The 25,765-nt window shown below is 48.7% G+C and carries 17 protein-coding genes, 13 tRNA genes, 3 rRNA genes and 1 riboswitch; of the genes, 27 read left to right on the plus strand and 6 right to left on the minus strand.

What is annotated here, in order from left to right:
* Positions 1-26 precede the first annotated feature (26 nt).
* On the minus strand, positions 27-1,124 hold the full coding sequence (locus ACEPSU_RS05140) for a MucBP domain-containing protein (protein ID WP_395323004.1): 1,098 nt from the start codon (positions 1,122-1,124) through the stop codon (positions 27-29).
* 204 nt (positions 1,125-1,328) lie between these two features.
* Complete coding sequence (locus ACEPSU_RS05145) at positions 1,329-3,566, minus strand: ATP-dependent Clp protease ATP-binding subunit (RefSeq protein ID WP_395361620.1); 2,238 nt, start codon at positions 3,564-3,566, stop codon at positions 1,329-1,331.
* Between the two features lie 508 nt (positions 3,567-4,074).
* On the opposite strand from ACEPSU_RS05145, the gene ACEPSU_RS05150 reads away from it, so the two are divergent.
* From ACEPSU_RS05150 to ACEPSU_RS05270, 25 genes are all read left to right on the plus strand, one after another.
* Positions 4,075-4,443, plus strand: a complete 369-nt coding sequence (locus ACEPSU_RS05150) for a hypothetical protein (RefSeq protein WP_395361622.1) — start codon at positions 4,075-4,077, stop codon at positions 4,441-4,443.
* A 167-nt stretch (positions 4,444-4,610) separates the two neighbouring features.
* Entirely contained in the window at positions 4,611-4,877 is a 267-nt protein-coding gene (locus ACEPSU_RS05155) for a phosphocarrier protein HPr (RefSeq protein ID WP_020089685.1), read from the plus strand.
* Entirely contained in the window at positions 4,877-6,607 is a 1,731-nt protein-coding gene (gene ptsP, locus ACEPSU_RS05160) for a phosphoenolpyruvate--protein phosphotransferase (protein ID WP_395323588.1), read from the plus strand. The genes ACEPSU_RS05155 and ptsP overlap by 1 nt, the downstream gene beginning before the upstream one ends.
* A gap of 256 nt (positions 6,608-6,863) precedes the next feature.
* Positions 6,864-8,042 carry a glycosyltransferase family 4 protein gene (locus tag ACEPSU_RS05165; protein ID WP_260339615.1) on the plus strand — a complete coding sequence of 393 codons (1,179 nt, stop codon included), beginning with the start codon at positions 6,864-6,866 and terminating at the stop codon, positions 8,040-8,042.
* A gap of 12 nt (positions 8,043-8,054) precedes the next feature.
* A complete protein-coding gene (locus tag ACEPSU_RS05170) occupies positions 8,055-9,077 on the plus strand; it encodes a glycosyltransferase family 4 protein (RefSeq protein ID WP_395323007.1) in 1,023 nt (340 codons plus the stop codon).
* A 5-nt stretch (positions 9,078-9,082) separates the two neighbouring features.
* The gene (locus ACEPSU_RS05175; protein ID WP_020089681.1) at positions 9,083-10,108 is read left to right on the plus strand and encodes a lysylphosphatidylglycerol synthase transmembrane domain-containing protein; all 1,026 of its coding nucleotides are present in this window, start codon (positions 9,083-9,085) and stop codon (positions 10,106-10,108) included.
* Between the two features lie 86 nt (positions 10,109-10,194).
* Positions 10,195-10,431: a YkuJ family protein gene (locus tag ACEPSU_RS05180; RefSeq protein WP_020089680.1), complete on the plus strand. Its 237-nt coding sequence runs from the start codon at positions 10,195-10,197 to the stop codon at positions 10,429-10,431.
* Between the two features lie 142 nt (positions 10,432-10,573).
* Entirely contained in the window at positions 10,574-12,637 is a 2,064-nt protein-coding gene (locus ACEPSU_RS05185; RefSeq protein WP_395323008.1) for an LTA synthase family protein, read from the plus strand.
* 632 nt (positions 12,638-13,269) lie between these two features.
* Positions 13,270-14,835: ribosomal RNA gene (locus ACEPSU_RS05190) — 16S ribosomal RNA — on the plus strand.
* Positions 14,836-14,931: 96 nt separating this feature from the next.
* Positions 14,932-15,006: transfer RNA gene (locus tag ACEPSU_RS05195), tRNA-Ile, on the plus strand.
* Positions 15,007-15,028: 22 nt separating this feature from the next.
* A tRNA-Ala gene (locus ACEPSU_RS05200) sits at positions 15,029-15,101 on the plus strand.
* A 169-nt stretch (positions 15,102-15,270) separates the two neighbouring features.
* Positions 15,271-18,189, plus strand: a 23S ribosomal RNA gene (locus ACEPSU_RS05205).
* A gap of 75 nt (positions 18,190-18,264) precedes the next feature.
* Positions 18,265-18,381 (plus strand): 5S ribosomal RNA (gene rrf / locus ACEPSU_RS05210).
* Together the 16S, 23S and 5S rRNA genes with 13 tRNA genes alongside form the textbook arrangement of a ribosomal RNA operon.
* A gap of 6 nt (positions 18,382-18,387) precedes the next feature.
* A tRNA-Asn gene (locus tag ACEPSU_RS05215) sits at positions 18,388-18,460 on the plus strand.
* A gap of 9 nt (positions 18,461-18,469) precedes the next feature.
* Positions 18,470-18,560, plus strand: a tRNA-Ser gene (locus ACEPSU_RS05220).
* Between the two features lie 13 nt (positions 18,561-18,573).
* A tRNA-Glu gene (locus tag ACEPSU_RS05225) sits at positions 18,574-18,646 on the plus strand.
* Positions 18,647-18,662: 16 nt separating this feature from the next.
* A tRNA-Val gene (locus tag ACEPSU_RS05230) sits at positions 18,663-18,735 on the plus strand.
* Between the two features lie 18 nt (positions 18,736-18,753).
* A tRNA-Asp gene (locus tag ACEPSU_RS05235) sits at positions 18,754-18,827 on the plus strand.
* A 52-nt stretch (positions 18,828-18,879) separates the two neighbouring features.
* Positions 18,880-18,952 (plus strand) — tRNA-Phe (locus ACEPSU_RS05240).
* 5 nt (positions 18,953-18,957) lie between these two features.
* Positions 18,958-19,040 (plus strand) — tRNA-Tyr (locus tag ACEPSU_RS05245).
* Between the two features lie 7 nt (positions 19,041-19,047).
* Positions 19,048-19,118 (plus strand) — tRNA-Trp (locus tag ACEPSU_RS05250).
* A gap of 14 nt (positions 19,119-19,132) precedes the next feature.
* A tRNA-His gene (locus ACEPSU_RS05255) sits at positions 19,133-19,205 on the plus strand.
* 60 nt (positions 19,206-19,265) lie between these two features.
* Positions 19,266-19,336: transfer RNA gene (locus tag ACEPSU_RS05260), tRNA-Cys, on the plus strand.
* 31 nt (positions 19,337-19,367) lie between these two features.
* Positions 19,368-19,452 (plus strand) — tRNA-Leu (locus ACEPSU_RS05265).
* Positions 19,453-19,646: 194 nt separating this feature from the next.
* Complete coding sequence (locus ACEPSU_RS05270) at positions 19,647-20,585, plus strand: C40 family peptidase (protein ID WP_395323009.1); 939 nt, start codon at positions 19,647-19,649, stop codon at positions 20,583-20,585.
* Between the two features lie 215 nt (positions 20,586-20,800).
* Here ACEPSU_RS05270 and ACEPSU_RS05275 read toward each other — a convergent pair whose 3' ends face one another.
* Complete coding sequence (locus tag ACEPSU_RS05275; protein WP_395323010.1) at positions 20,801-21,367, minus strand: matrixin family metalloprotease; 567 nt, start codon at positions 21,365-21,367, stop codon at positions 20,801-20,803.
* Positions 21,368-21,754: 387 nt separating this feature from the next.
* Positions 21,755-22,075, minus strand: a complete 321-nt coding sequence (locus tag ACEPSU_RS05280) for a heavy metal-binding domain-containing protein (RefSeq protein WP_395323011.1) — start codon at positions 22,073-22,075, stop codon at positions 21,755-21,757.
* A 357-nt stretch (positions 22,076-22,432) separates the two neighbouring features.
* Here ACEPSU_RS05280 and ACEPSU_RS05285 point away from each other — a divergent pair, with 357 nt between their 5' ends.
* Positions 22,433-23,029 (plus strand): hypothetical protein, encoded by a 597-nt coding sequence (locus ACEPSU_RS05285; RefSeq protein WP_395323012.1) that lies wholly within the window; start codon positions 22,433-22,435, stop codon positions 23,027-23,029.
* A 92-nt stretch (positions 23,030-23,121) separates the two neighbouring features.
* Here the strand turns inward: ACEPSU_RS05285 and ACEPSU_RS05290 are convergent, their stop codons facing one another.
* Together ACEPSU_RS05290 and ACEPSU_RS05295 are read right to left on the minus strand one after the other, a co-directional pair.
* Positions 23,122-23,466, minus strand: a complete 345-nt coding sequence (locus ACEPSU_RS05290; RefSeq protein WP_020089213.1) for a hypothetical protein — start codon at positions 23,464-23,466, stop codon at positions 23,122-23,124.
* 122 nt (positions 23,467-23,588) lie between these two features.
* A complete protein-coding gene (locus ACEPSU_RS05295; protein ID WP_395323013.1) occupies positions 23,589-24,296 on the minus strand; it encodes a hypothetical protein in 708 nt (235 codons plus the stop codon).
* Between the two features lie 128 nt (positions 24,297-24,424).
* Positions 24,425-24,543, plus strand: a riboswitch (SMK box riboswitch).
* Here ACEPSU_RS05295 and metK point away from each other — a divergent pair.
* The gene (gene metK, locus ACEPSU_RS05300) at positions 24,541-25,728 is read left to right on the plus strand and encodes a methionine adenosyltransferase (RefSeq protein ID WP_020089215.1); all 1,188 of its coding nucleotides are present in this window, start codon (positions 24,541-24,543) and stop codon (positions 25,726-25,728) included. Its footprint overlaps the riboswitch before it by 3 nt.
* Positions 25,729-25,765: the final 37 nt, after the last annotated feature.

Here is a 25,765-nt window from a genome sequence, read left to right on the forward strand (position 1 = left end):
TTGCGGTGACACTTTTATTTTTAGCTTTAAATGGTTTCGGTAGGGACGAGGCGCACGTATCGCGCGTTGATGTAAGCTTCCGGTCCAATTTGATACCAGACCAATTGCTGATTATCAACGATCCGACCGCGGATGTCCAGCGGCTCACCATGCTCGAGTTGGCCAGCGGTTTCGCCGTATGGTTCCGTATAGATGGAGACTGCGGCACCGGGAACGTAATCGACCGAGCCGATTCGGGCAAAGTCTTCGGGATGCCAAGCGCGTTTCTGCGTCAGAGCCGGGTGGGCCAGTTGGTGGTCTCGGCGAGTGGTTTCAGTCGCACTCAGCCACTGACTGCCACCGAGATTGTACCAAACTGAGCCGTCCGTCAACGTGATGATCATGAACAGCCGCCAGAGTGAGTCGGCGGGGAATTGATAGCCGTATGCCGTGCCGTCTGGACCATCGTAGACCAGATGATCCGCCTGAAGGAAGACGTACTGTTGAACGCGTTGGACCGTTTCCCAGCTGTCACGTCGATAGAAATACACGACGCGTTGGGCGTGCGTGGAGAATTTACCGCGTTGTGGACCCTGCGCTTGGAAGATGTGATAGTTGCTGACAACGGGTGGCGTTAGCGCGTAGCTCGTAGAAAGGGCGCCCCGGTGAATCTGGGGAAGCTCTAGCAAGCGGCCAGAGTCGAAGTCGACCAGGTAGGCGATGATCGGTTTGCCCAACAGACGACGATAGATAGCGGTCGTCAGGCCATATTCACTGATAAAGTCCTGGGTAAAGCCGTGAATCCGTGAGAGCGCGTACCCCGGAATCTCCGGGAATCGACAGCGGACGGGGTGGTTAAGTGACCCCGTTAAGATAAGTGCCGGTTGGAGCGGATGATTGTGTTCATCCACCAAGCGAATCACTAATGTAGCAGTCGGCTCGGGCTGCGGCTGTTGGACGGCGTGTTTTAAGGTGACAGCGTGGTCAGTCAGAACGGGTGGCGTTACAGCCGGTTGGCTAGGGGCAACGGGTTCTGCTGGAGCCGGGATTGGTTGACGACGGCGGTGTGGTGCTACCGGCTGCGAAATGTTTTCGCGTCGGGGCTTCGGTTCAATCATCCGTCGTAACCAGTCAAAAAATGCCATGCCATTCACCTCCAGAAGTTTCCTTTAAAATCTAGTATACCATTTTTCCCGGCCACGCCAACATGTGAACGCTATCAGATTTTTTCTGATGAGCTCAGTAAGGGGATTGATGTGAACAGAAAATGGTGGAGTGGTCTTCAGCTGAATGTGCCGACAAAAAAAGGTGCTCAGCTCTCATGGCTGAACACCTTCAAAAATTCGTGATTAAGCGTTACTTGACGTGGAATCACTAGCTGCGGCATTAGCATCCGTGTCAGCAGCCAACGTGATCTTACCGTCTTCAATCTTGGCAACGAGGTTCTTAACGTCCCCGTGGTCCAGGTAGAAGTCGGCAATCCGGTCCTCAATCTCTTCTTGGATGACCCGCCGCAGTGGCCGAGCCCCCATCGCAGGATTGTAACCCTTCTTGACCAGTTGTTCCTCAACCGGCGCGGTAACGTGAATGTGGAGGCCTTGGCCCGCCAACATTTGGTTAACGTCAACAATCATTAAGTCAACGATGTGCATCAAGTTTTCCATGCTCAGGGAGTTGAACTCAACGATATCGTCGAACCGGTTTAAGAATTCTGGTTTGAAGTAGTTGGTCAGGTTCCCCAGAACAGAGTGGGTGGTTCCTTCGGCAGCGGCGCCAAAACCAACGTTGGCTTCGGCATCACCGGTACCGGCGTTACTGGTCATGATGATCAGCGTATCCTTGAAGGAAACCGTCCGGCCTTGAGAATCAGTCAACCGGCCGTCGTCCAGAATCTGTAAGAACATATTCAAGACGTCGGGGTGGGCCTTTTCAATTTCATCCAACAGAATTAACGTGTATGGATGACGCCGAACCTGCTCGGTAAGTTGGCCAGCTTCTTCGTAGCCAACATAGCCAGGTGGTGACCCGATCAGCTTAGAAATGGAATGCGGCTCCATGTACTCAGACATGTCGAAGCGAACCATGGCGTCCTCGGAACCAAAGAGTTCATTGGCCAATTGCTTGGCTAATTCCGTCTTCCCAACACCGGTCGGGCCGACGAAGAGGAAGGAACCGATTGGCCGACCAGTACCGTTCAATCCGATTCGGTTCCGCCGGATAGCCCGGGCAACCTTGTCGACGGCTTCATTCTGGCCGATGACGTGCTTTTCAAGGTCGGCACCTAAACTCTTAAGTTGGTGTTGTTCCTTGGCTTGCAGTTCACCGACAGGAATGCTGGCCTTTTCTTCCACGATATCTTGCATATCCTTAACCGTAACCTCGGCAGAAGCGTTTTGGTCGGCGTCCTTGGCAGTTTCCTTGGACTTCTCCAACTTCGTGACTTGGTCGCGGTAGTAGGCGGCTTTTTCGTAGTCTTCCTGCTTTAAGGCAGCTTGTTTCTGTGCTTCAGCGGACTTGATCTTTTCATCGATGGCCTTAGGGTCGGCGATGTTGATGGTCAAATTCTTCCGTGAACCGGCCTCATCCAACAAGTCAATGGCCTTGTCAGGTAAGAAGCGGTCTTGGATGTAGCGATCAGACAGGCGAACGGCAGCCTCAATGGCGTCATCGTCGTAGTGAACGTGGTGGTAATCTTCGTATTTCTTTTGAATACCCTTTAAAATCTTAATGGCTTCGTCAGCACTTGGTTCATCGACCGTAACTGGTTGGAACCGCCGTGCTAAGGCTTGGTCCTTTTCAATATCGCGGTATTCACTTAACGTGGTTGCACCGATCAATTGGAAGTCACCACGGGCGAGGGCTGGCTTCAAAACGTTACCAGCATCCATACCGCCTTCGGCATTCCCGGCACCCATGATTTCATGGATTTCATCGATAAATAGGATGATGTCGGGGTTAGCTTGAACCTCTTTCATTAACTGTTGCATGCGTTGCTCGAATTGGCCACGGATACCAGTTCCCTGGACCAAGGACACAACGTCTAAGCGAATAATTTGCTTGTTGGCGAGCTTTTGAGGAACGTTGCCTTCGACAATGCGTTCCGCAAGGCCTTCAACGACCGCCGTCTTCCCAACACCGGCTTCTCCGATCAACACGGGGTTGTTCTTCGTTCGCCGATTCAGGATTTCAATGACTTGTGCCGTTTCTTTGTCCCGGCCAATAACGGGATCGACTTTGCCATCTTTGGCCAACTGGGTGAGGTTTAACCCGTACTGACTGAGTAAGCCATTACCGGAACCGCCCTGGTTGCCAGAAGGTTGGGTTGGTCGACCTTGTCCGGAAGCTTGTTGGAAATTATTAGCTTGGCTGTTGTCGCCGCCTTGCATTGCCCGGAAAATATCATCCAGGTTATTAAAGCCGAATGGATCTTGTGCCATGCGGCCACCTCCATTTCCAGAATCGTTTGATTGTTGCTGTTTCAGCAGCTGGTAACAATTTTGGCATAGGTCAACTTGTTGCCGCTGCCCATTTACACTCATGTAAAGGTGAATCGTTGCTTCATTGCGGTGGCAATTTTGACATAGCATCTTGTCGTCTCCTTTCTTGCCTGGAGTTCTCGTGGAAATTCCACGGGCCTTCGAAAAGTATTTGACCTTTCTTGACCATTGACCACATTATACCGCGTTCATCTGGTCGTGCAAGTATTTTGTTTGCACGATAAATGCGCGGTATTACGGGAAATTTCTAACGAACGCCTTCATTTTAGCACTCTCGACAATAGAATGCTAAAATGAACATTTCAAAATTGAAAAAATTTTTTAAATACTTTGACCGACACGCGTTTGCCCCGTAAGATAGGGGAGAACGCACGCGAAGGGTGATATAATAGTTGTTTGAGATTAGTGGTAAGGCTTGCGTTCTTTGGCTCAGCAGATTGGGCCATTGGGATAACGTACCTGAATAAAGTAGTAAGACTTATAATGGCGGACTTTTTGCTCGCGAACCAGCAGTGCGTTATTTAGTGGTTAAAAGTTATCTTAGCCGGAGGAGGTCAGGGATGTAGCTAGCCGTGGAGGTGGTGTTAACTGGCGTTTTTTGCCAGTTTACAGCACGGGCAATCTTGAAGACACGGGGGCTTCGTGGCTTCAAATTGAGTCGGAAGCCCGTTTCTCAGGCTGGAGCGTCCCCACAGCAAGCGGAATCCCTGGCAGCCGCAGGCGACAATTTTTCACCAGACAAAGAAGAGCGAGGGAGGAAAAAACAGTGGCACGAGACTTTACGGATTTAATGAATCAATTAAAAGATAAGAAAATTGAGCAGTTCGAAGTAACCCCCGAAGACTTCCCGGCATTTCAAAAAGCTTTTATGGCTTACGAAACGCGAAAACGGGTGGTGGGCAAGGCTGAAAAGAACGGCAAACTCATCTATCACTACGATTATGACGCCGGAAATGACGGCGAATAACGATATTTTGATGAAAGCGGTTCATGTATAACTTGTAATTTGTGGCTTACATTGATATTCTTAGTAGGTAGGCGTGACTCGTTGAATGGTTGTTTGGCCAATGCGCAAGGTCAAGGCGAACCGCGTCGGTAAGTAGTCAACCTAAGCTTAAAGGAGATCGATCAATTATGGAAAAACGCGAATTTCATGTAACAGCAGAAACTGGTATCCATGCACGTCCAGCTACTTTATTGGTACAATCAGCAAGTAAGTTTAGCTCTGAAGTTAGCTTACAATACCAAGACAAGTCCGTTAACTTGAAGTCTATCATGGGTGTTATGTCTTTAGGTGTTGGCCAAAACGCTGACATCACCATCACGACTGACGGTGAAGACGAAGCTGATGCAATGACTGCTATTGCTGAAACCATGACTAAAGAGGGTTTGTCTGACTAATGAAGGCGATGCTCAAGGGGATTGCTGCCAGTGACGGGGTGGCTTGCGGTCGGGTCTACCGACTGGATGAGCCAGACCTTCACGTTTCTCAACAGACAATCACTGATCTTGATTACGAATTAAATCGATTCCATCAGGCCCTTGAAGCAACCGTTTCAGAGATTGAGACGATAAAAACTCGTGTAAATAAAAACCTGGGTGCTGACCGTGCCCAGGTTTTTATTGCGCAATTAGCGATGTTAAAGGATCAAGACCTGATGGGACATGTCGAACAGAATATCCGGGAAAAACACGTCAACGCTGAATTTGCGGTGGCTCTGGTCACAACGACGGTAGAGGAAGAACTTACGGCGCTTGTCGACAATCCTTACTTGCAGGATCGTCTGACCAACTGGCAAACGGTGGCGAAGCGGTTGACGGCGCACTTGTTAGGCGTGACTTTGCCGGACCTGGCACTCGTCACTCAGCCCGTGATTGTGGTCACACACGACCTGATTGCGAGTGAGGCGGTCGCGGTCAATTCACAACAGGTTTTGGGGTTCGTGACCGATGCCGGTGGCCGCACGTCCCATTCGTCAATTCTGGCGCGGTCGTTGAATTTGCCAGCGGTCGTGGGTACCCAGACGGCGACACAGGCACTGACTAATGGTGAATTGGTCGTTGTCAATGGAACCCAGGGCAATGTGATGGTTGGCCCGACGGCGGACGAGATTGCGGTCGCGCGGCGAACCATGACGCAACGCATGAAAAATCAGCGGCGGTTAGACAAATTGGCGCATCACGAGACAGTTTCCAAGGACGGTGTGGGCGTGACCCTAGCCGCCAATATGGGAACTTTGGCGGATTTAGATCGGGTGACTGCTGGTGGTGCAGAAGGTGTGGGCCTGTTCCGGACGGAATTTTTATACCTGGACGCTCAACACTTACCAACCGAGGACGAACAGTTCGCCATCTATCGTCAGGTCTTGGAGACAATGGCACCTCGGCCAGTCGTGATTCGGACGTTGGACGTCGGTGGTGATAAGGAACTTCCTTACCGACCGTCACAGAACGAGGCCAATCCCTTTATGGGAGCGCGCGCGATCCGACAAAGCCTTGCGCACCAACAGGTTTTTCGAAGCCAATTGCGGGCATTGATTCGGGCCTCGGCGTTTGGCCATCTGAGCATTATGTTTCCAATGATTGCGACACTGGATGAATTGCGACAAGCTAAGGCCATTTACGATGATGAACGCTCTAAGCTGACGGCGAAGCGGGTTCCTATGGGAAAGATTGCCGTGGGCATGATGGTCGAGGTGCCAGCAGCGGCGTTGTTGGCCGACCGGTTTGCTAATGAAGTAGACTTTATGAGTATTGGTACCAATGACTTGATCGGGTATACGCTGGCGGCTGACCGAACCAATCAGAACGTGGCTTACCTGTATCAGCCTTATCATCCGGCGATTCTGCGCTTGATCGATAATGTCATTTCGGCAGGACACGCGGCGGGCATTCTCGTTGCCATGTGTGGTGAAATGGCGGGAGATCCGATTGCGTTACCGCTCTTGCTGGGGATGGGTCTCGATGAGTTCTCTATGGCGCCGAGTGCGATTACGAAGACGCGTCAGCTGATCAGCCAGTTAGACGCTCACGAGTTGGCGGCACTGGCAGAGACGACGGTGAATTCCGCCAGTACCAGCCAGGAGGTCGTGACCATGGTTCAGGCGGCGGTTCCTGGTGTTCTGAAATGAATAAAATGTGCGTGAGGGCATCCGCTTTGCTGGGGATGTCCTTTTTGCTAGTGACGTGAGTGGCTAATGGGTGCTTACCGAAATTGTTTGACGGGTGTGCGAAATGTAAGCGCGTAAGAATGGCCAAATGATGAGATTTTCTTGCGATGGCCGCTGCGGTTTGCAATCCCCTAGCCAAACCCATATAATTGTGATGATTGTACAAAGCGAAACTCTAAATATTTTTAGCCAAACACAGACGCAAGGGGGATTGGCGATGAACATTGGCTTATTTACGGATACCTATTTCCCTCAAGTAAGTGGGGTCGCAACATCAATTAAGACGCTGCGAGATCAACTGGAAAAGCAGGGGCATCAGGTCTATATTTTTACCACGACCGATCCAAACGTCGAGCGCAACGTTTATGAGCGGAATGTCTTTCGTTTTTCGAGTATTCCGTTCGTCTCATTCACGGATCGCCGGATCGCGGTGCGGGGACTCTTTCAAGCTTATCAAATTGCGAAGGAATTAAATTTGGATATTGTCCACACTCAGACGGAGTTCTCGATGGGGTGGATCGGGAAGTTTGTGGCGCGGAACTTAGAGATTCCCTGTCTACATACTTACCACACCATGTACGAGGATTACTTGCATTACGTCGCTAACGGGAAGATTTTGAAGCCCGTGCACGTCAAGCAAGCGACCCTGGCCTTTTGTTACCACTTAACTGGGGTGGTGGCGCCGAGTGACCGGGTGTTAACGACCTTAACTGATTATGGGGTCAAGACGCCGATTCGAATTATCCCAACGGGGGTCAATCTACATCAGTATGAACAGCCAGATACGGCGGATCTACGGCGTGAGTTAGGCTATCAACCAGATACACCAGTGATTCTATCGTTGAGTCGTTTGGCCTACGAGAAGAATATTAAGGAGAGCATTGCGGCTATGCCACGAATTCTGGCAGAAGTTCCCAATGCCCAACTCCTAATCGTTGGGGATGGCCCAGCCAAGGAAGACCTCGAACAGCAGGTGAAGGATGCCGGTCTGACCGACCATATTTCGTTTACCGGCCAGGTGAATAATAACGATGTTTTTCGTTACTATCACATGGCAAATGTCTTCTTGTCTTCGTCCGATTCGGAGTCGCAGGGGTTGACCTACATCGAAGCCATGGCGGCGGGAACGAAGATCGTGGTCATGACGAGTCCGTATACCGATGAGTTGCTGTCGAAGCGGACACTTGGGGTGACCTTCAAGACCGAGGATGAAATGGTGACCAATGTGGTGGACTACCTGAAGCATGGGGATGAGGAACAGGACCCAGAACTGCTGGCGCGTAAGTTAGCGGAGATTTCTGCTGATACCTTTGGCCAACGGGTCATTGAGTTCTATCAGGATGCTCAGGCAAGCTACGAAGCGACGCACGAAGATACCCCGGACTTTAGTGATTAGAGGAGCAATTGAATGCTAAAAATTAACATGTTCTCCAAGGCCGATTCCGTCAAGGGACAGGGCGTGGGGAGTGCTTACAATGAACTAATGAATCTATTGGCAACACGGCTCAAGGATGAATTCGACGTGACAGTCAACAAGTATGGTCGGGTCAACGTGACCCATTACCACACGATTAATCCGACCTATTACCTGTCAACATTCCTACCAGGACGTGGCCGAAAGATTGGTTATGTTCATTTTCTGCCGGAAACGTTGGAGGGGAGTCTGAAGATTCCACAACCGTTCCGGTCAATCTTTTATAAATACGTGATTGCCTTTTACCGCCGGATGGATCACATTGTTGTGGTCAACCCGACCTTTATTCCTAAGCTGGTGGCGTACGGGATTCCTGCTGAGCGAGTGACGTATATTCCCAACTTTGTGAGTCGTAAGGAATTTTATCCGGTCGATGCGGAGCGGAAAGTCGCTTTGCGGGCGCAGTACGGTTATGATTCGAAGCGTTTCACGGTACTGGGTATCGGTCAGATTCAGGAGCGTAAGGGCCTTTTTGATTTTATTAAGCTCGCTCGGAACAATCCGGAGATTCAGTTCATCTGGGCCGGGGGCTTCTCCTTCGGTCGGATGACGGACGGCTATGCCGAGCTGAAGAAGGTTGTCGACAATCCGCCGGCTAACCTGAGCTTTCCAGGCATTGTCGACCGGAATAAATTGGTGGACTATTATAATCTAGCCGATCTCTTTTTATTGCCATCCTTCAATGAACTCTTTCCAATGTCGGTTCTGGAGGCCTTTAGTACGGGAACACCGGTCCTCTTACGGGATCTAGATCTGTACCAGGCGATTATTGCTGGGGATTACCAGCCGGCCAAAGATTACGATGAAATGAATGCGCAACTTCAGCGCCTGCCACACGATCCAGCAGCACTGGCACATTGGCATCAGCAGAGTCTCGCTGCTGCGGACCGTTACTCTGAGGAACACCTCACCGAAATCTGGCGGAAGTTCTATACGCAGCAAGCAAAAGAGGGGTAAACTGCATGTCACGACGAAATAAATGGGTATTAGTGTTAATGTTACTCTTGGGGATTGCCATTTTTGCGTATTCACTCCGTGACATTAAGTTTTCAGTATTAGTTAACGATTTTGTTCACATCAATTTTTGGTGGTTTGGGGTCGCCATTCTTTGTATGCTCCTGTATTTGGGGCTAGAGTCATGGATCGTGAAGGTTTTTATTTCCGATCGGATCGAAGGCTTCACGTTCAAAGATGCTGTCCGGATTCCCTTAGTGGAACAGCTATTTAACGGTATTACGCCGTTTTCATCTGGTGGGCAACCCGCACAACTTTTTGCGTTGATGCAGACTGGGATCGATGCAGGGAAGGCCAGTTCGGTTCTCTTAATGAAGTTTGTGGTCTACCAATCGATGATCGTCATTAACTTTATCATTGCTTTGATCATTGGGTTTCGGGAGATTCAGGACAAGCTTCACGCATTGGCGTGGCTAGTTGTCTTTGGATTCACCATTCACTTGGCGGTTATCGTGGGCCTCCTGATGATTATGTTCTGGTATTCGTTTACCAAGAAGATGGTCGGCGTCTTAATGTACCCGTTCCATTGGTTCATGAAAGCGGAACGTTTCCACCGGATCGAAGACAACCTGAATAGTAAGATTGATTCTTTCTATGCGGAGAGTGTCCGAATCAGTGGGAAGGGCAAGCTGATGTTGCGGGTCTTTGTGATCACCTTCTTTCAGCTGGCAGTTTACTACCTGATTCCCTACTTTATTATGCTTGCGCTGGGATACACCTCAGCCAACATTGTCATGGTGACCAGCTTCCACGTTCTCATTGTGATGGTCATTTCCCTGTTTCCAATTCCAGGGGGCTCTGGTGGGGCCGAGTATAGCTTTGAAATGATCTTTAGGAGTTATATTACTTCAAATAGTAAGTTGGTCTTAGCGATGATTTTATGGCGCTTGTTGACCTACTACTTTGGAATGCTGGCCGGTCTGGTGGCGATGGTTATTCGGCCAGATAAGGTCGTTGAAGAGCCGGATTTATGATTTCCATGAGTTTTTCTGCATTAGGGCGTGTCATCAGGCCGTAAGTTTGGTAAAATCATTATGGAAAGCTAGAAAGGGGATCAACCATGGAAGAATCTCAATTGATTGGCATTATTAATCGCTTAAAGGCGATGCAAGAAGATGCCACCGACGAGCCACAACCCCGTCGTTTTGAAAAAGAAGGCGTTGAGCAAGCCACGGTCGTATTTAACCAGGCAACGCACACGTACACTTTAACTGAACACAATCCGGAAACAACTTTTGAGTTTGATAACATCGATTTAGTTGCTATTGAGCTGTTTGATTTATTAACGGATAACTAACAAAACTATGGGCGGCCATAGTTTTGTTTTTTTATAATCGGGGAAAGATTGAATTTTTTCCAAAGGTTCTGGAATCGGATTGATTACCTCGCAATATCCGCTATACTTGAGAGATGTTAATTCTTATGTGGAGGCAGTCGTAATGGCGAACTTTTTTAAGCGGAAGACGAACTGGTTAAACACCCGAATGGGATTTTTCCTGTTGATCGTCGTTTTATTTTGGGTAAAAACTTACATTGCCTATCAGACCGAGTTTACCTTGGGTGCCAAGGGGAATGTTCAACAGTTTTTACTGTTCATTAACCCACTACCGGCCGCTCTGTTGGTGTTCGGGATCGCCCTGTATTTCCGGGGGCGATTAGCTTATTGGTTGATGTTGATCATTGATGTGTTGGAATCCACGTGGATCTTTGCCAACGTGGTCTATTATCGGGAATTCTCTGACTTCTTGTCCTTTGGGATCATGAAGGGATCGAGTTCTGTCGGTAATAACCTAGGCAAGAGTCTGGCGCAGATCACCCATCTCTATGATTTCTTTGTTTACATTGACATTATTATTTTGATTGTCTTACTGGTGACGCACGTGATCAGAATTGATGCGCGACCGTTTAAACGGCGGTACGCCTTCTCAATCACGGTGTTGTCATTTGCATTGATGTTTGCGGAGTTCGGAATGGCCAGTGCGGATCGTTCTGGCTTGTTAACGCGGACGTTTGATAACAATTATATCGTGAAGTACCTGGGACTGAATGAATACGCCGCCTTCAACGCGTACCAGACCCAAAAGGAAAGTGCGACCCGGGCGAGTGCCAACGCTTCTGATATGAAGAGTGTCTTGAAATATCTGAAACAGAATCGGGTCAGCCCTAACGTGTCGTACTACGGCAAGGAAAAGGGCAAAAATGTCTTCATTATTCACTTGGAGAGCTTCCAGCAGTTCCTGATCGACTATAAGGTCGATGGGAAGGAAGTCACGCCGACGTTGAATAAGTTCTACCATAACAATAATACGTTGTCGTTCGATAACTTCTATCATCAAGTAGCTCAGGGGAAGACCTCTGATGCAGAAATGATGCTGGAAAACTCTCTGTTCGGGTTACCTCAGGGGTCGGCGATGACGACTTACGGTACACAGAACACCTTCCAAGCGGCACCAGCTATCTTGAGCCAGGAGGATGGGTATACAACGGCAGCTTTCCATGGGGATGTGCCGAGTTTTTGGAACCGGGACAACACCTATAAGTCCTGGGGGTACCAGTACTTCTTTAGCTCCAGCTATTATACGGAGAAGCCGGGGTATAGTGTTGGGTATGGTCTGAAGGATAAAATCTTCTTTAAGCAGTCGGCCAAGTATATTGAGCAGCTCCCACAGCCGTTCTACGCTAAGCTGATTACGTTGACTAATCATTATCCATACGAATTAGATAAGAAGAATACTGATTTCCCAGCAACGAAGACCGGGGATAAGACTGTGGACCCATACGTGCAAACAGCGCACTATCTTGATCAGTCGTTTGCCGAGTTCATGACTTATCTGAAGAAGACGGGGCTGGATAAGAATAGTGTGGTCGTCGCTTATGGGGATCACTATGGTATTTCGAACAATCACCGACCAGCCATTGCGCAGTTATTGGGTAAGGATAAGATCACGAGTTATGATCTGACCCAGTTCCAAAAGGTACCTTTCATGATCCATGCAGATGGACTGAAGGGTGGGATTAACCATACCTATGGTGGTGAAATCGATGCCTTGCCAACTTTATTGGACCTGTTAGGGGTTAAAAATACGGATACCATCCAGTTTGGTCAGGACCTGCTTGCAAAGAACCGTAATCAAACGGTTGCTTTCCGTGATGGCAACTTTGTCTCACCGAAGTATACGAAAGTCGGGGGAACGGTCTACGATACGAAGACAGGGAAGGAGCTCCAGCTCACGGCGGCACAGAAGAAGGCTGTGGCTAAGCTTCAGAACCACGTGACGACCGAGCTGTCCCTATCTGATCGTGTGATCTATGGTGACTTGCTGCGGTTCTATACACCGAAGAACTTTAAGAAGGTCGATAAGTCTTCATTCACCTACAAGTTGAAGCCAGCGATGGAACGTCTGGCGGATGCGGAGAAGCAGGAGAAGACGAGTGTTGTTGCCCAGAACAATGGGAAGAGTACTGTTTCTGACTATAAGACTGATGCACCAGAACTGAAGTAAATGAGTTGAGGCCGTTACCGCGTAATCGCGGTGGCGGCTTTTTGTCTGGTCGCGTTTTATCGTCATGTACCTAGACCAGTTGAGTCTTCGTTGTGGAAGCAATAGGTGAAAGTGGGTATTTTTGCATGCCAGAAACGCCGACTTGACGGGATTTTCACCAGCGGTGGCAACAAATTTCAGTAAATATTCATTTTTCACTTGACCATAGTCCCAGATATTGGTAAACTATTTTCTGTTGTCAATTACAGGGCAAACATTGTAACAGCAACGAAAGATTGCGACATAATTAATTTTAAAAAAGGCTTGACGGCCTGATTGATAATTGATATAGTAGTAATCGTTGTTGAGAATATTTATTCAGCTGAGCTTCAAAAATTCAATATTTATTCAAAATATATTGAAAAAATCAGTTGACACTAATTTGACGACATGATATACTTTAAAAGTTGTCACGAAGCAATTGCTTCTCTGATAACTTGGTAGACCTTTGAAAACTGAACATTGTTTCGACAAACCAAATATGTGTAGGGCGGTTTGATACTAGGTATCAAACCCAAACAATATTTGCGAAGTCAATTCGCTTTTATGAAAATAAAGTAACAACAATCGATGAGCTGTTCAAGCATCATCTTTAAGATGAGAGTTTGATCCTGGCTCAGGACGAACGCTGGCGGCATGCCTAATACATGCAAGTCGAACGAGCTTCCGCTGAATGACGTGCTTGCACTGATTTCAACAATGAAGCGAGTGGCGAACTGGTGAGTAACACGTGGGTAACTTGCCCAGAAGCAGGGGATAACACTTGGAAACAGGTGCTAATACCGTATAACAACAGAAACCGCATGGTTTCTGTTTGAAAGGTGGTTTCGGCTATCACTTCTGGATGGACCCGCGGCGTATTAGTTAGTTGGTGAGGTAAAGGCCCACCAAGACAATGATACGTAGCCGACCTGAGAGGGTAATCGGCCACATTGGGACTGAGACACGGCCCAAACTCCTACGGGAGGCAGCAGTAGGGAATCTTCCACAATGGACGAAAGTCTGATGGAGCAATGCCGCGTGAGTGAAGAAGGGTTTCGGCTCGTAAAACTCTGTTGTTAAAGAAGAACACTCTTGAGAGTAACTGTTCAGGAGTTGACGGTATTTAACCAGAAAGCCACGGCTAACTACGTGCCAGCAGCCGCGGTAATACGTAGGTGGCAAGCGTTGTCCGGATTTATTGGGCGTAAAGCGAGCGCAGGCGGTTTCTTAAGTCTGATGTGAAAGCCTTCGGCTTAACCGGAGAAGTGCATCGGAAACTGGGAGACTTGAGTGCAGAAGAGGACAGTGGAACTCCATGTGTAGCGGTGGAATGCGTAGATATATGGAAGAACACCAGTGGCGAAGGCGGCTGTCTAGTCTGTAACTGACGCTGAGGCTCGAAAGCATGGGTAGCAAACAGGATTAGATACCCTGGTAGTCCATGCCGTAAACGATGAGTGCTAGGTGTTGGAGGGTTTCCGCCCTTCAGTGCCGCAGCTAACGCATTAAGCACTCCGCCTGGGGAGTACGACCGCAAGGTTGAAACTCAAAGGAATTGACGGGGGCCCGCACAAGCGGTGGAGCATGTGGTTTAATTCGAAGCTACGCGAAGAACCTTACCAGGTCTTGACATACTATGCAAATCCTAGAGATAGGACGTTCCCTTCGGGGACATGGATACAGGTGGTGCATGGTTGTCGTCAGCTCGTGTCGTGAGATGTTGGGTTAAGTCCCGCAACGAGCGCAACCCTTATTATCAGTTGCCAGCATTAAGTTGGGCACTCTGGTGAGACTGCCGGTGACAAACCGGAGGAAGGTGGGGATGACGTCAAATCATCATGCCCCTTATGACCTGGGCTACACACGTGCTACAATGGACGGTACAACGAGTCGCGAAGTCGTGAGGCTAAGCTAATCTCTTAAAGCCGTTCTCAGTTCGGATTGTAGGCTGCAACTCGCCTACATGAAGTTGGAATCGCTAGTAATCGCGGATCAGCATGCCGCGGTGAATACGTTCCCGGGCCTTGTACACACCGCCCGTCACACCATGAGAGTTTGTAACACCCAAAGCCGGTGAGATAACCTTCGGGAGTCAGCCGTCTAAGGTGGGACAGATGATTAGGGTGAAGTCGTAACAAGGTAGCCGTAGGAGAACCTGCGGCTGGATCACCTCCTTTCTAAGGAATATACGGAGGCTACACATACTTTGTCGAAACAATGGTCAGTTTTGAGGGGTCTACCCTCATTATCATATGATTTTGCTAAATGATTTTGGGCGTATAGCTCAGCTGGTTTAGAGCGCACGCCTGATAAGCGTGAGGTCGATGGTTCGAGTCCATTTATGCCCATTGACCGCAAGGTCATCATTTTGGGGAATTAGCTCAGATGGGAGAGCACCTGCTTTGCAAGCAGGGGGTCAGCGGTTCGATCCCGCTATTCTCCATTGGTACGAGAGTGCCAAGGAATTTGTTCTTTGAAAACTAGATATTATCAATTATTTTCCTTTAATTATTAAGATAATTAAAACCGAGAAACAACTGCGTATTTTTGAGTTTTTTAATTAGTTTATATCGCTAATACTCAATTAATCAGCGATTACGAAGTAATCGTTAGGTTAAGTTATGAAGGGCGCATGGTGGATGCCTTGGTACTAGGAGCCGATGAAGGACGGGACTAACACCGATATGCTTCGGGGAGCTGTACGTAAGCTTTGATCCGGAGATTTCCGAATGGGGAAACCCAATTACTTTAATCAGTAATTACAACTCAGGGAATACATACTTGAGTTGAGGCAGACGCGGGGAACTGAAACATCTAAGTACCCGCAGGAATAGAAAGAAAAATCGATTCCCTAAGTAGCGGCGAGCGAACGGGGAATAGCCCAAACCAAAGAGCTTGCTCTTTGGGGTTGTAGGACTGAACATTTGAGTTACCAAAGTCAATGATAATCGAAGAGTCTGGGAAGACTCGGCATAGAGGGTGATACCCCCGTAGATGAAATTGTTGACCCTCAGTTCAGTATCCTGAGTACGGCCACACACGTGAAACGTGGTCGGAATCCGGGAGGACCATCTCCCAAGGCTAAATACTCCCTAGTGACCGATAGTGAACCAGTACCGTGAGGGAAAGGTGAAAAGCACCGCGGAAGCGGAGTGAAATAGTTCCTGAAACCATGTGCCTACAATTAGTTAGAGCCCGTTAATGGGTGATAGCGTGCCTTTTGTAGAATGAACCGGCGAGTTACGTTAATTTGCAAGGTTAAGGTGTAAAGACCGGAGCCGTAGCGAAAGCGAGTCTGAAACGGGCGTTTCAGTAAGTTGATGTAGACCCGAAACCAGGTGACCTATCCATGTCCAGGTTGAAGGTGCGGTAAAACGCACTGGAGGACCGAACCCGTGTATGTTGAAAAATGCTGGGATGAGGTGTGGATAGCGGTGAAATTCCAAACGAACTTGGAGATAGCTGGTTCTCTCCGAAATAGCTTTAGGGTTAGCCTCGGAGTTAAGAATCGTGGAGGTAGAGCCACTGTTTGGACTAGGGGCCCGTCATGGGTTACTGAATTCAGATAAACTCCGAATGCCACTGATTTATATCCGGGAGTCAGACGATGAGTGATAAGATCCACCGTCGAAAGGGGAACAGCCCAGACCATCAATTAAGGTCCCTAAATACATGCTGAGTGGAAAAGGATGTGGAGTTGCACAGACAGCTAGGATGTTGGCTCAGAAGCAGCCACCATTTAAAGAGTGCGTAATAGCTCACTAGCCGAGTGATCCCGCGCCGAAAATTTACCGGGGCTAAGCATGTTACCGAAATTATGGATGCGACCAATAGGTCGCGTGATAGGAGAGCGTTCTAAGGGCAACGAAGCTAGACCGCAAGGACTAGTGGAGCGCTTAGAAGTGAGAATGCCGGTATGAGTAGCGAAAGATCAGTGAGAATCTGATCCACCGAATGACTAAGGTTTCCTGGGGAAGGCTCGTCCTCCCAGGGTTAGTCGGGACCTAAGCCGAGGCTGAGAAGCGTAGGCGATGGATAACAGGTTGATATTCCTGTACTAGTTAATCATGTTTGAACGATGGAGGGACGCAGTAGGCTATGGTGTGCACACGATTGGAAATGTGTGTTCAAGCGTCAAGTCTGGTGATGAGTTAAATGCTTATCGCTAAGGACAAGGCGTGACGAGGACCGAATTTTAGTAGGGAAGCGCCAGATGTCACACTGCCGAGAAAAGCTTCTAGTTAGTGATTAATTACCCGTACCGCAAACCGACACAGGTAGTCGAGGAGAGTATCCTAAGGTGAGCGAGTGAACTCTCGTTAAGGAACTCGGCAAAATGACCCCGTAACTTCGGGAGAAGGGGTGCTACACGCAAGTGTAGCCGCAGTGAAAAGGCCCAGGCGACTGTTTATCAAAAACACAGGTTTCTGCAAAATCGCAAGATGACGTATAGGGGCTGACGCCTGCCCGGTGCTGGAAGGTTAAGTGGATGAGTTAGCTTCGGCGAAGCCCAGAAATGAAGCCCCAGTAAACGGCGGCCGTAACTATAACGGTCCTAAGGTAGCGAAATTCCTTGTCGGGTAAGTTCCGACCCGCACGAAAGGCGTAACGATCTGGGCACTGTCTCAACGAGAGACTCGGTGAAATTATATTACCTGTGAAGATGCAGGTTACCCGCGACAGGACGGAAAGACCCCATGGAGCTTTACTGTAGCTTGATATTGGGTGTTGACACAGCTTGTACAGGATAGGTCGGAGCCGTAGAACTCGGAACGCTAGTTTCGAGTGAGGCGCTGGTGGGATACGACCCTCGCTGTGTGAACACTCTAACCCGCACCACTAATCGTGGTGGGAGACAGTGTCAGGTAGGCAGTTTGACTGGGGCGGTCGCCTCCTAAAAAGTAACGGAGGCGCCCAAAGGTTCTCTCAGAATGGTTGGAAATCATTCGTCGAGTGTAAAGGCAGAAGAGAGCTTGACTGCGAGACAGACAGGTCGAGCAGGGACGAAAGTCGGGCTTAGTGATCCGGTGGTACCGTATGGAAGGGCCATCGCTCAACGGATAAAAGCTACCCTGGGGATAACAGGCTTATCTCCCCCAAGAGTCCACATCGACGGGGAGGTTTGGCACCTCGATGTCGGCTCATCGCATCCTGGGGCTGTAGTCGGTCCCAAGGGTTGGGCTGTTCGCCCATTAAAGCGGTACGCGAGCTGGGTTCAGAACGTCGTGAGACAGTTCGGTCCCTATCCGTCGCGGGCGTAGGAAATTTGAGAGGAGCTGTCCTTAGTACGAGAGGACCGGGATGGACATACCGCTGGTGTACCAGTTGTGCCGCCAGGCGCATCGCTGGGTAGCTATGTATGGATGAGATAAACGCTGAAAGCATCTAAGTGTGAAACTCGCCTCGAGATGAGATTTCCCATTCCTATATGGAAGTAAGACCCCTGAAAGATGATCAGGTAGATAGGCTGGAAGTAGCAGCGCCGTGAGGCGTGGAGCGGACCAGTACTAATCGGTCGAGGACTTAACCAAGTTGAAAACGTGGTTGTTTCCGAATGGAAGATAATTGAATAATATCTAGTTTTGAGGGAAGAAGTTCTCTTATAGTGTGGTGGCGATAGCCTAAAGGATACACCTGTTCCCATGCCGAACACAGAAGTTAAGCTTTAGCACGCCGATAGTAGTTGGGGGATCGCCCCCTGCGAGGATAGGACGTTGCCACGCGATTATTCCGGCATAGCTCAGTTGGTAGAGCACCTGACTGTTAATCAGGTTGTCGACGGTTCGAGCCCGCCTGCCGGAGCTTAATAATGGAGAGTTGTCCGAGTGGCTGAAGGAGCAGCATTGGAAATGCTGTAAACGGGTACTAACCTGTTTCGAGGGTTCGAATCCCTCACTCTCCGTTTCATAAAGTATGACCCGTTGGTCAAGTGGTTTAAGACACCGCCCTTTCACGGCGGTAACATGGGTTCGAATCCCGTACGGGTCATTGTAACACTTAACATGGAGGATTAGCTCAGTTGGGAGAGCGTCTGCCTTACAAGCAGAGGGTCACAGGTTCGAGCCCTGTATCCTCCATATAACATAATATATTATGGTCTGTTGGTCTAGTTGGTTAGGACGCCTCCCTGTCACGGAGGAGATCACGAGTTCGAGTCTCGTACAGACCGTTGTTATGTTATTAACAATTTAATACACAACAAACATATTACATGATGGTATGGCTCGGTAGCTCAGTTGGTAGAGCAATGGATTGAAGCTCCATGTGTCGGCGGTTCGATTCCGTCCCGCGCCATTTATGGTGGGGTAGCGAAGTCTGGCTAAACGCGGCGGACTGTAAATCCGCTCCTTCGGGTTCGGTGGTTCGAATCCACTCCCCACCATCATTATAGGGATATAGTTCAATGGTAGAACAACGGTCTCCAAAACCGTCGATGTGGGTTCAACTCCTACTATCCCTGTTTGTAATGTGATGGCGGTATTGGTGAAGTGGTTAACACACCGGATTGTGGTTCCGGCACGCGTGGGTTCGATTCCCACATACCGCCCTTAGATTGGGCATCTTGAATTACTTTCAGCTGATCCAATCAGATTGGATAGGCGATTATGGTGGTATAGCCAAGTGGTAAGGCAGAGGTCTGCAAAACCTTCATCGTCGGTTCAAATCCGATTACCACCTTTGACTGGGTGTATCCAATCAATATTTTTTTGCCGGAGTGGCGGAACTGGCAGACGCGCTGGACTCAAAATCCAGTGACCGTTGAGGTCGTGTGGGTTCGAACCCCACCTCCGGTATCACTAAGAACATGTTCGGTTTTCATAAAAGTAACGACAGACACTGTTAATTCGGGTTTGTCGTTTTTTTTTATGACTAATTTTAGCTAACAGCTTCGTCTATATTCTGTGTCGATCCTGTGCCTCTTGTAACGGCCTACAGTTAGGCCTAAACTAAGATTATCATACATATATAGATGGGAAGTCTCGAGATAGTGAAAGTGAATAAACTGATTCGTTATGCGTTAATTGGATTGATTGCCGCTGGTGGCGGTATTTTTCTGGGGCAAGAGCCCGCTCAGGCGAGTTACAACACCATGTTTGCCAGAGAAGGGTACTTCTCTACGCATGAGAAGGTGGACGCAACGTCTTCCTTTGATCGGAAAATCAGCACCTATAAGTCGGTTTACATCACCCAGACGAAGCATGGCGCAGTTCGTAATGCCAGTCTTATGTTTTATAGTAAGCCACAAACTAGTAAATTCGATGGTTATGCGAAGCACTGGATTAATGTTCGCCAGTTGAAAAATGGCAAGGTCTACGCCTACAACGAAAAGACGGTTTATGGTAACTATTTGGTAAGCTATCATCAGCTGAGCAAGGGACACGGCAGCAACATCAAGGCTGGATCACGAAAGGTCAATGTGCACTTCTCTAAGGCGGGGAACGTCCTATTTAAATACCAGAAAAATCTACTCACGGTGCACTTGAAGAATGGTCGGATCACACTCAATGGTAAGGCCACTCAGGCGCGGAATAACCGAGTCTTCAAGCGTGCTGTCCCCAAGCATGGTACTCGGGTAAATCGGCTGGTAGCGGACGCTAAACGCTATTTGAGCGTCCCTTATCGCTATGCTGGTCGTGATGCCTTTGGTGGGCTAGACTGTGCCTCGTTCGTTGATCAGGTCTACTTAGATGTCGAGCATCGTGACATCGGGGGAATGACTGGTGTACAGCAGAAACTCGGCAAACACGTGGCTGTCAGCAAGGCAAAGAAGGGGGACTTGCTCTTCTGGCAGATTGCTGGGCAAAAGTACACCTACCACGTGGCCATGGCGATTGGACACGGCAAGCTGATTGAGGAAGCGGGAAAGTCGGTTCATGTTTCTAAGATAAGTCATCGTCATCCGCAGTTTGCTATTCATATGAAGTAGATGATAATAAACCGCTAGTACAGTGGAAGGATTTCCATTCCGTACTAGCGGTTTTTTTGGTGCATCGGGGATTTTTAAGCGGGCGTTTGATCGTAGTGATTGCGGGGATACCCGAAACCTTACAGGGGAGTTGGCTTCCTGCAGGTATAAAAAAATCCTAGCTGGACAGGCTAGGATTTTATCAGTCATATAAGAAAGTTGTTTTGTTAAATAGATTAGCCTTCGTAGGCGTCTTGTAAGCCGACCTTGTCTTGATGGTCGATGGAAGCGTAACGATCGGAAGCGTACATCACGCTGGACTTGTCACCGGAGTGGCTCAAGCCTAAGGCATGGCCAATCTCGTGGGTTGCAACGTTGGTCCGTTGGCTCTTGGTGTAACCGTACTTAGTTAAGAGGCTCCGGTTCAACGTGGACTTAGCGGAAACGATTTGGTTGTTGTCGCTCTTCTTTAAGTAAGAGTAGTTCGTGTAACCCGCCAGCTTACCGCTCTTAGTGCTTAATGACTTGGAAGAGGTTAAGGTAATGTCAGCTTTTTCACCGCTCTTGGCAGCCTTTAATTGAACAACGCCAACCTTGTTCCAACGCTTAACGGCGTTCTTCCAAACGCTCTTGTAGTAAGAGGAGGAAGTGTTGGTCTTGTAAGTAATGGTGGTGTCATTCCAACTGCCCCATGAAGGTGTTGGCTTGCTTGCGGATGCGAGGATCGTGGTACTGAAACTTGCGAGGGTCAAGACGACGGTGGCGATTACTAAGACTGTCCATTTAACAACTTTCTTTAACATTTTAATGACCTACTTTCTTAATTCCGAACTATTTGTAATTCGGTTGTGTAATATCTTATTGACTATCGTTAGTATAAAGCGGGTCGTGGATCAGTTGTTATGCCACAATGACGAGTGTGGATAGTTTCCACGGGACAATATTGTGGAAGTGGATATAAACGACCAAAAAAAGCCCGTAACGCCGCGAAAAGCGTTACACATCGGGCATTGTGGCCACTTGAAATGTCGGTGCTAACTGACTACCTTTGGTTGTCCAAGCGCACAAAAAAAGACTGGATAAAGTAGAACTCTTTTTTTAGAGTCACTTTGTTCAGTCTGTTTAAAACGATATTTATAATCAGAGTGTAACGAACATTCGGTGGTAACACTTTCCCTATTGTGGGGTAATTAGCGATATTTGACGGCGGTTCCGTAAGCGGCAACGGATTGCATGTCTGTGCCAATGGAACCGGAATCAAAGCGCATCATCACGACAGCATCTGCGCCCATGTCGATCGCGTTCTGTCGTAGTCGTTCGATGGCGATGTGACGTGATTCATTCAGCATGTTGGTGTAATCCTTGATTTCACCACCGACCACATTTTTCAAAGACGCACCGATGTTACGCATGATGTTTTTGGACTGGGTGGTCAGACCAAAGACCTCACCTAGAACCTCGTAATCTTGTCCGGGAATCTTTTCAGTCGTTGTTACTAGAATTTCTGCCATAGTGTACATCCTCCTCAGATAGGTTACCCCTAATATACCGGTGTTGGGGGGGTGAATACAACTTTGATAATTCAGAGAAAATCGTGCGAGAAAGGGGCTGGTCAAATCTCGAAGCCTTGGCAACGGATTTTGACTTGATTTGTCGGGATCTAAACTGCATGAATAGGCGATATCTGGCTGTATATCCAGTGGCACGACCCACTCCTCACCTTTTGCGGCTTAAAATCTTGCATATAACCGGTATCCTAGCACCAGTATTAGCCAGACTGGCAATGTTATTAGCTGTTAATCGGGATAACCACATGTTAAGCTGTGACTTGTGGAGACCTAATAAGAGGTACCACCTAAGGAGAAAGCATGACGATAGAAGGCAGAGAATCACGACGTCCCCTGGAAGCACTAACGAACGAGACGCTGAATCAGCCATTATCACAGAAACAACGCGACCAGATTGATACTTTCTTAGCTACCGAAAGGGCCCATCGAGAGGCTGTGATTGTGTTAGAGCAGTCGCTACACGCCCCCCTTGCGAACTACCATGATCAACGGTTATTTTATCAGAACGTGAGTGACCTGACGCACTTTCGCCGGAATTTCTTCACGCGAATCGGTCGTTTTTTACAGAAGTCCGTTGCGGCAACCTATCAACTGGAGTTCTGGGATCGTGATTCTCATCAGAAATATTGTTTTCCACAACACGAGCTGTCACGCGCGGACACCTGCGACATCAAGACGGGAACCGCGGTCGAAACGCTCACCTACGTACAACTGGGCTATAAGATGCGGCGCACGTATGACATCCAAAATCATCACCTCTACCAGGTCAAAATGCAGTTTTACGTTGAAGGTCAGCCCTGTGACATGGTCGATGGGTTGATGCTCCTGCAACAGCGGTTAGAAAGCCGTTCAGTGTGGCTCAAAGACGCCATTCTCCACATCAAAGATTTCACCTAAATCAAGTGACCAACCATCTGCTGCGAACGGTGGCAGATACATACGAAGGTAAAGAAAAAATCCAACCGCAAGCACGTTGCTGGTTGGATTCATTAGTTAGCTGACGACTGGGCAGCTAGGATAGTCGCTAATTTACGCTTAGTGGTGCCAACTTCGCCGCGTAACAGCGCTCTGTGACTGACAGGGATAATGTTGGCCATGCTGCGCTGATGGTCGCTAGCGTCTAAAATATGTTCATCCACAACGTAGATGATTGCGGGATTAACAACTAGATCCCAGTGATGTTCAGCGTGAACGGATTGTGGTGATAGGGCTAGTGCGGTGATTAAGCTCTGACAAAAGCGATCGATCAAGGCAGCGTCCACAATGGTATTACCCGTTAACGTTGGCTGAAACTTACCACTTAGGATGTCACCGATCACTTTGATTTCAGGCATAGGGGTTCCTCCAATTTCAATGATGCCCCATTTTAACACGAGAACTCGGGGAGGGGGACCAAATACCTGTGAGCTTAGCGAAACTTTAAATTTACGCAACTAAATATTACTTTTCTGATGATTTAATCGAAAATCAGTAGGCCCAGGATGAGTTGGACGACACTGGTCGTGACCAGCCGGTAGTTATCGTTGATCTTGGGCTGGAGCCACCAATAAGCGACCGCTAACAGGCCGGCAATGACAATCTGCCACGAGAAACCGAGGGTAAGCAGTGTCAGTATCAGGATAGCGGGGGTGACGAGTGTCCAGCGCCAGTCGCGTTCCTTAGTCAAATAGTAAGGTTCGAAGAAGACCAGGTAGCTAGCGACTAACGGCACCATGGGCATTAGAAATTGCATTGCCAGGTAGTGATTGCGAAGGAAAAATAGGATCACGGGGACGCCACAACCGGCCAAGAAACTGAAGACCACGAGGCCATAGGCGGATTGCAGTCCCAATTGGGGAACGCATGCTAGGACCAGGAAGACACACAGTAGGATCGCAAATAGTTGTAGCATGTGATCGTGCGGGGCCGCCAGCAATCCCAACGTGGCCGCCGCAACCACGAAAATTGGGCCGATGCGGGACTGAAAGTGACGTTTAAGAATCAGAAAGTAGCCAGCAGCGACGAGCATACCGTATCCACCAAGGTAGACCTTAATATTCGTAGCCAGGGGCGTTCCCGTTGCGGCGGTCAACCCGGCGACCCACCAAAGTAAATTTTGAAAAAAGGTGAAAATGAATAATTGTTGTACCGTCTTATTTTTTAAGAAGGCCATGATTGTGGTCATGGAATCGCTCCATTTCAACTGATTTAGTCTTATCTTTTATAATAGATATTGTTTTGACCCTGGTCAATCATTCTTTGCAAAAAAACGGCAAGGTTTCTTTTATCCCTCATTAATATATGTTAGAATGCTTAAGTTATGAGTCAATTCCCGATAGGATTCACGCATTCAGTGAAGCTGCCTTGTAACCGACTGGCGCGAGATTATCGGTCAACTCGTCGTCAACACTATCTAGGGGGAATATCCATTGCAAGAAAGACATTTATTTACGTCGGAATCCGTTTCAGAAGGCCATCCAGATAAAATTGCTGATCAGATCAGTGACGCCATCTTAGATGCTCTATTGGCTCAGGATCCGGATTCACGGGTTGCCTGCGAGACGTCCGTTACGACTGGCCTGGTGCTGGTCTTCGGTGAAATCTCTACCAAGGCATACGTGGACATCCAAAAGGTCGTTCGTCAAACCATTAAGGAAATTGGGTACACGGACGGTCAATACGGCTTTGATGGTGACAACTGTGCCGTCCTCGTCGCTATCGACGAACAATCACCCGACATTGCGCAAGGGGTCGATGACTCTTACGAAACGCGTGAAGGTGATGAAGATCCACTGGACAAGATCGGTGCCGGTGACCAAGGATTAATGTTTGGTTACGCCATCGACGAAACGCCAGAACTGATGCCCCTCCCAATCACGCTGAGCCACGCTTTGATGCGTCGGATCGCCAGCCTGCGGAAGATGGGCACCATTGATTATTTACGGCCAGATGCGAAGGCAGAAGTCACCGTTGAATATGACGATGAGGGTAAGCCATTACGGGTCGACACCGTGGTTTTGAGTACGCAACACGATCCAGACGTTACGTTGGACCGAATTCGTCAAGACGTGATCGATCAAGTGGTTAAGGAAGTTATTCCCGCCCACTTGTTAGACGACAAGACGAAGTACTTCATCAACCCAACTGGTCGTTTCGTTATCGGGGGTCCTCAAGGGGATGCCGGTCTGACTGGTCGGAAGATCATCGTCGACACGTATGGTGGGGCTGCTCACCATGGTGGTGGGGCCTTCTCCGGGAAGGACGCCACGAAGGTGGACCGTTCAGCAAGTTACGCTGCGCGGTACATCGCCAAGAACATTGTGGCTGCCAAGTTGGCAACGGAATGTGAAGTCCAGATTGCCTATGCCATTGGTGTGGCGGAACCCGTTTCCGTTTCCATCAACACGTTCGGCACCGGGGTCGTTACGGAAAGCAAATTAGCTGCTGCCGTTCGTCAACTCTTTGACTTACGTCCAGCCGGCATCATCAAGATGCTCGACTTAAAGCGGCCAATCTACAAGCAAACTGCCGCATACGGCCACTTTGGTCGGACCGACATCGATTTGCCTTGGGAACACACGGACAAGGTCGATGCTTTAAAGGCTGCTTGCAAATAAGCACCACGATTAATTTCTAAAATGAAATCCCATCAGT

The organism is Levilactobacillus parabrevis (assembly GCF_044051715.1).
In the GTDB taxonomy this organism is placed as follows: Bacteria; Bacillota; Bacilli; order Lactobacillales; family Lactobacillaceae; genus Levilactobacillus; species Levilactobacillus parabrevis.

What these genes read in the sequence shown, in the direction of transcription:
- ptsP (WP_395323588.1), top strand. Translation starts at nt 4,877, where the DNA reads ATGAAGGCGATGCTCAAGGGGATTGCTGCCAGTGACGGGGTGGCTTGC.
- ACEPSU_RS05170 (WP_395323007.1), top strand. Translation starts at nt 8,055, where the DNA reads ATGCTAAAAATTAACATGTTCTCCAAGGCCGATTCCGTCAAGGGACAG.
- ACEPSU_RS05280 (WP_395323011.1), bottom strand. Translation starts at nt 22,075, where the DNA reads ATGGCAGAAATTCTAGTAACAACGACTGAAAAGATTCCCGGACAAGAT.
- ACEPSU_RS05145 (WP_395361620.1), bottom strand. Translation starts at nt 3,566, where the DNA reads ATGCTATGTCAAAATTGCCACCGCAATGAAGCAACGATTCACCTTTAC.
- ACEPSU_RS05285 (WP_395323012.1), top strand. Translation starts at nt 22,433, where the DNA reads ATGACGATAGAAGGCAGAGAATCACGACGTCCCCTGGAAGCACTAACG.
- ACEPSU_RS05180 (WP_020089680.1), top strand. Translation starts at nt 10,195, where the DNA reads ATGGAAGAATCTCAATTGATTGGCATTATTAATCGCTTAAAGGCGATG.
- ACEPSU_RS05155 (WP_020089685.1), top strand. Translation starts at nt 4,611, where the DNA reads ATGGAAAAACGCGAATTTCATGTAACAGCAGAAACTGGTATCCATGCA.
- ACEPSU_RS05140 (WP_395323004.1), bottom strand. Translation starts at nt 1,124, where the DNA reads ATGGCATTTTTTGACTGGTTACGACGGATGATTGAACCGAAGCCCCGA.
- ACEPSU_RS05185 (WP_395323008.1), top strand. Translation starts at nt 10,574, where the DNA reads ATGGCGAACTTTTTTAAGCGGAAGACGAACTGGTTAAACACCCGAATG.
- ACEPSU_RS05295 (WP_395323013.1), bottom strand. Translation starts at nt 24,296, where the DNA reads ATGACCACAATCATGGCCTTCTTAAAAAATAAGACGGTACAACAATTA.
- ACEPSU_RS05165 (WP_260339615.1), top strand. Translation starts at nt 6,864, where the DNA reads ATGAACATTGGCTTATTTACGGATACCTATTTCCCTCAAGTAAGTGGG.
- ACEPSU_RS05175 (WP_020089681.1), top strand. Translation starts at nt 9,083, where the DNA reads ATGTCACGACGAAATAAATGGGTATTAGTGTTAATGTTACTCTTGGGG.
- ACEPSU_RS05290 (WP_020089213.1), bottom strand. Translation starts at nt 23,466, where the DNA reads ATGCCTGAAATCAAAGTGATCGGTGACATCCTAAGTGGTAAGTTTCAG.
- ACEPSU_RS05275 (WP_395323010.1), bottom strand. Translation starts at nt 21,367, where the DNA reads ATGTTAAAGAAAGTTGTTAAATGGACAGTCTTAGTAATCGCCACCGTC.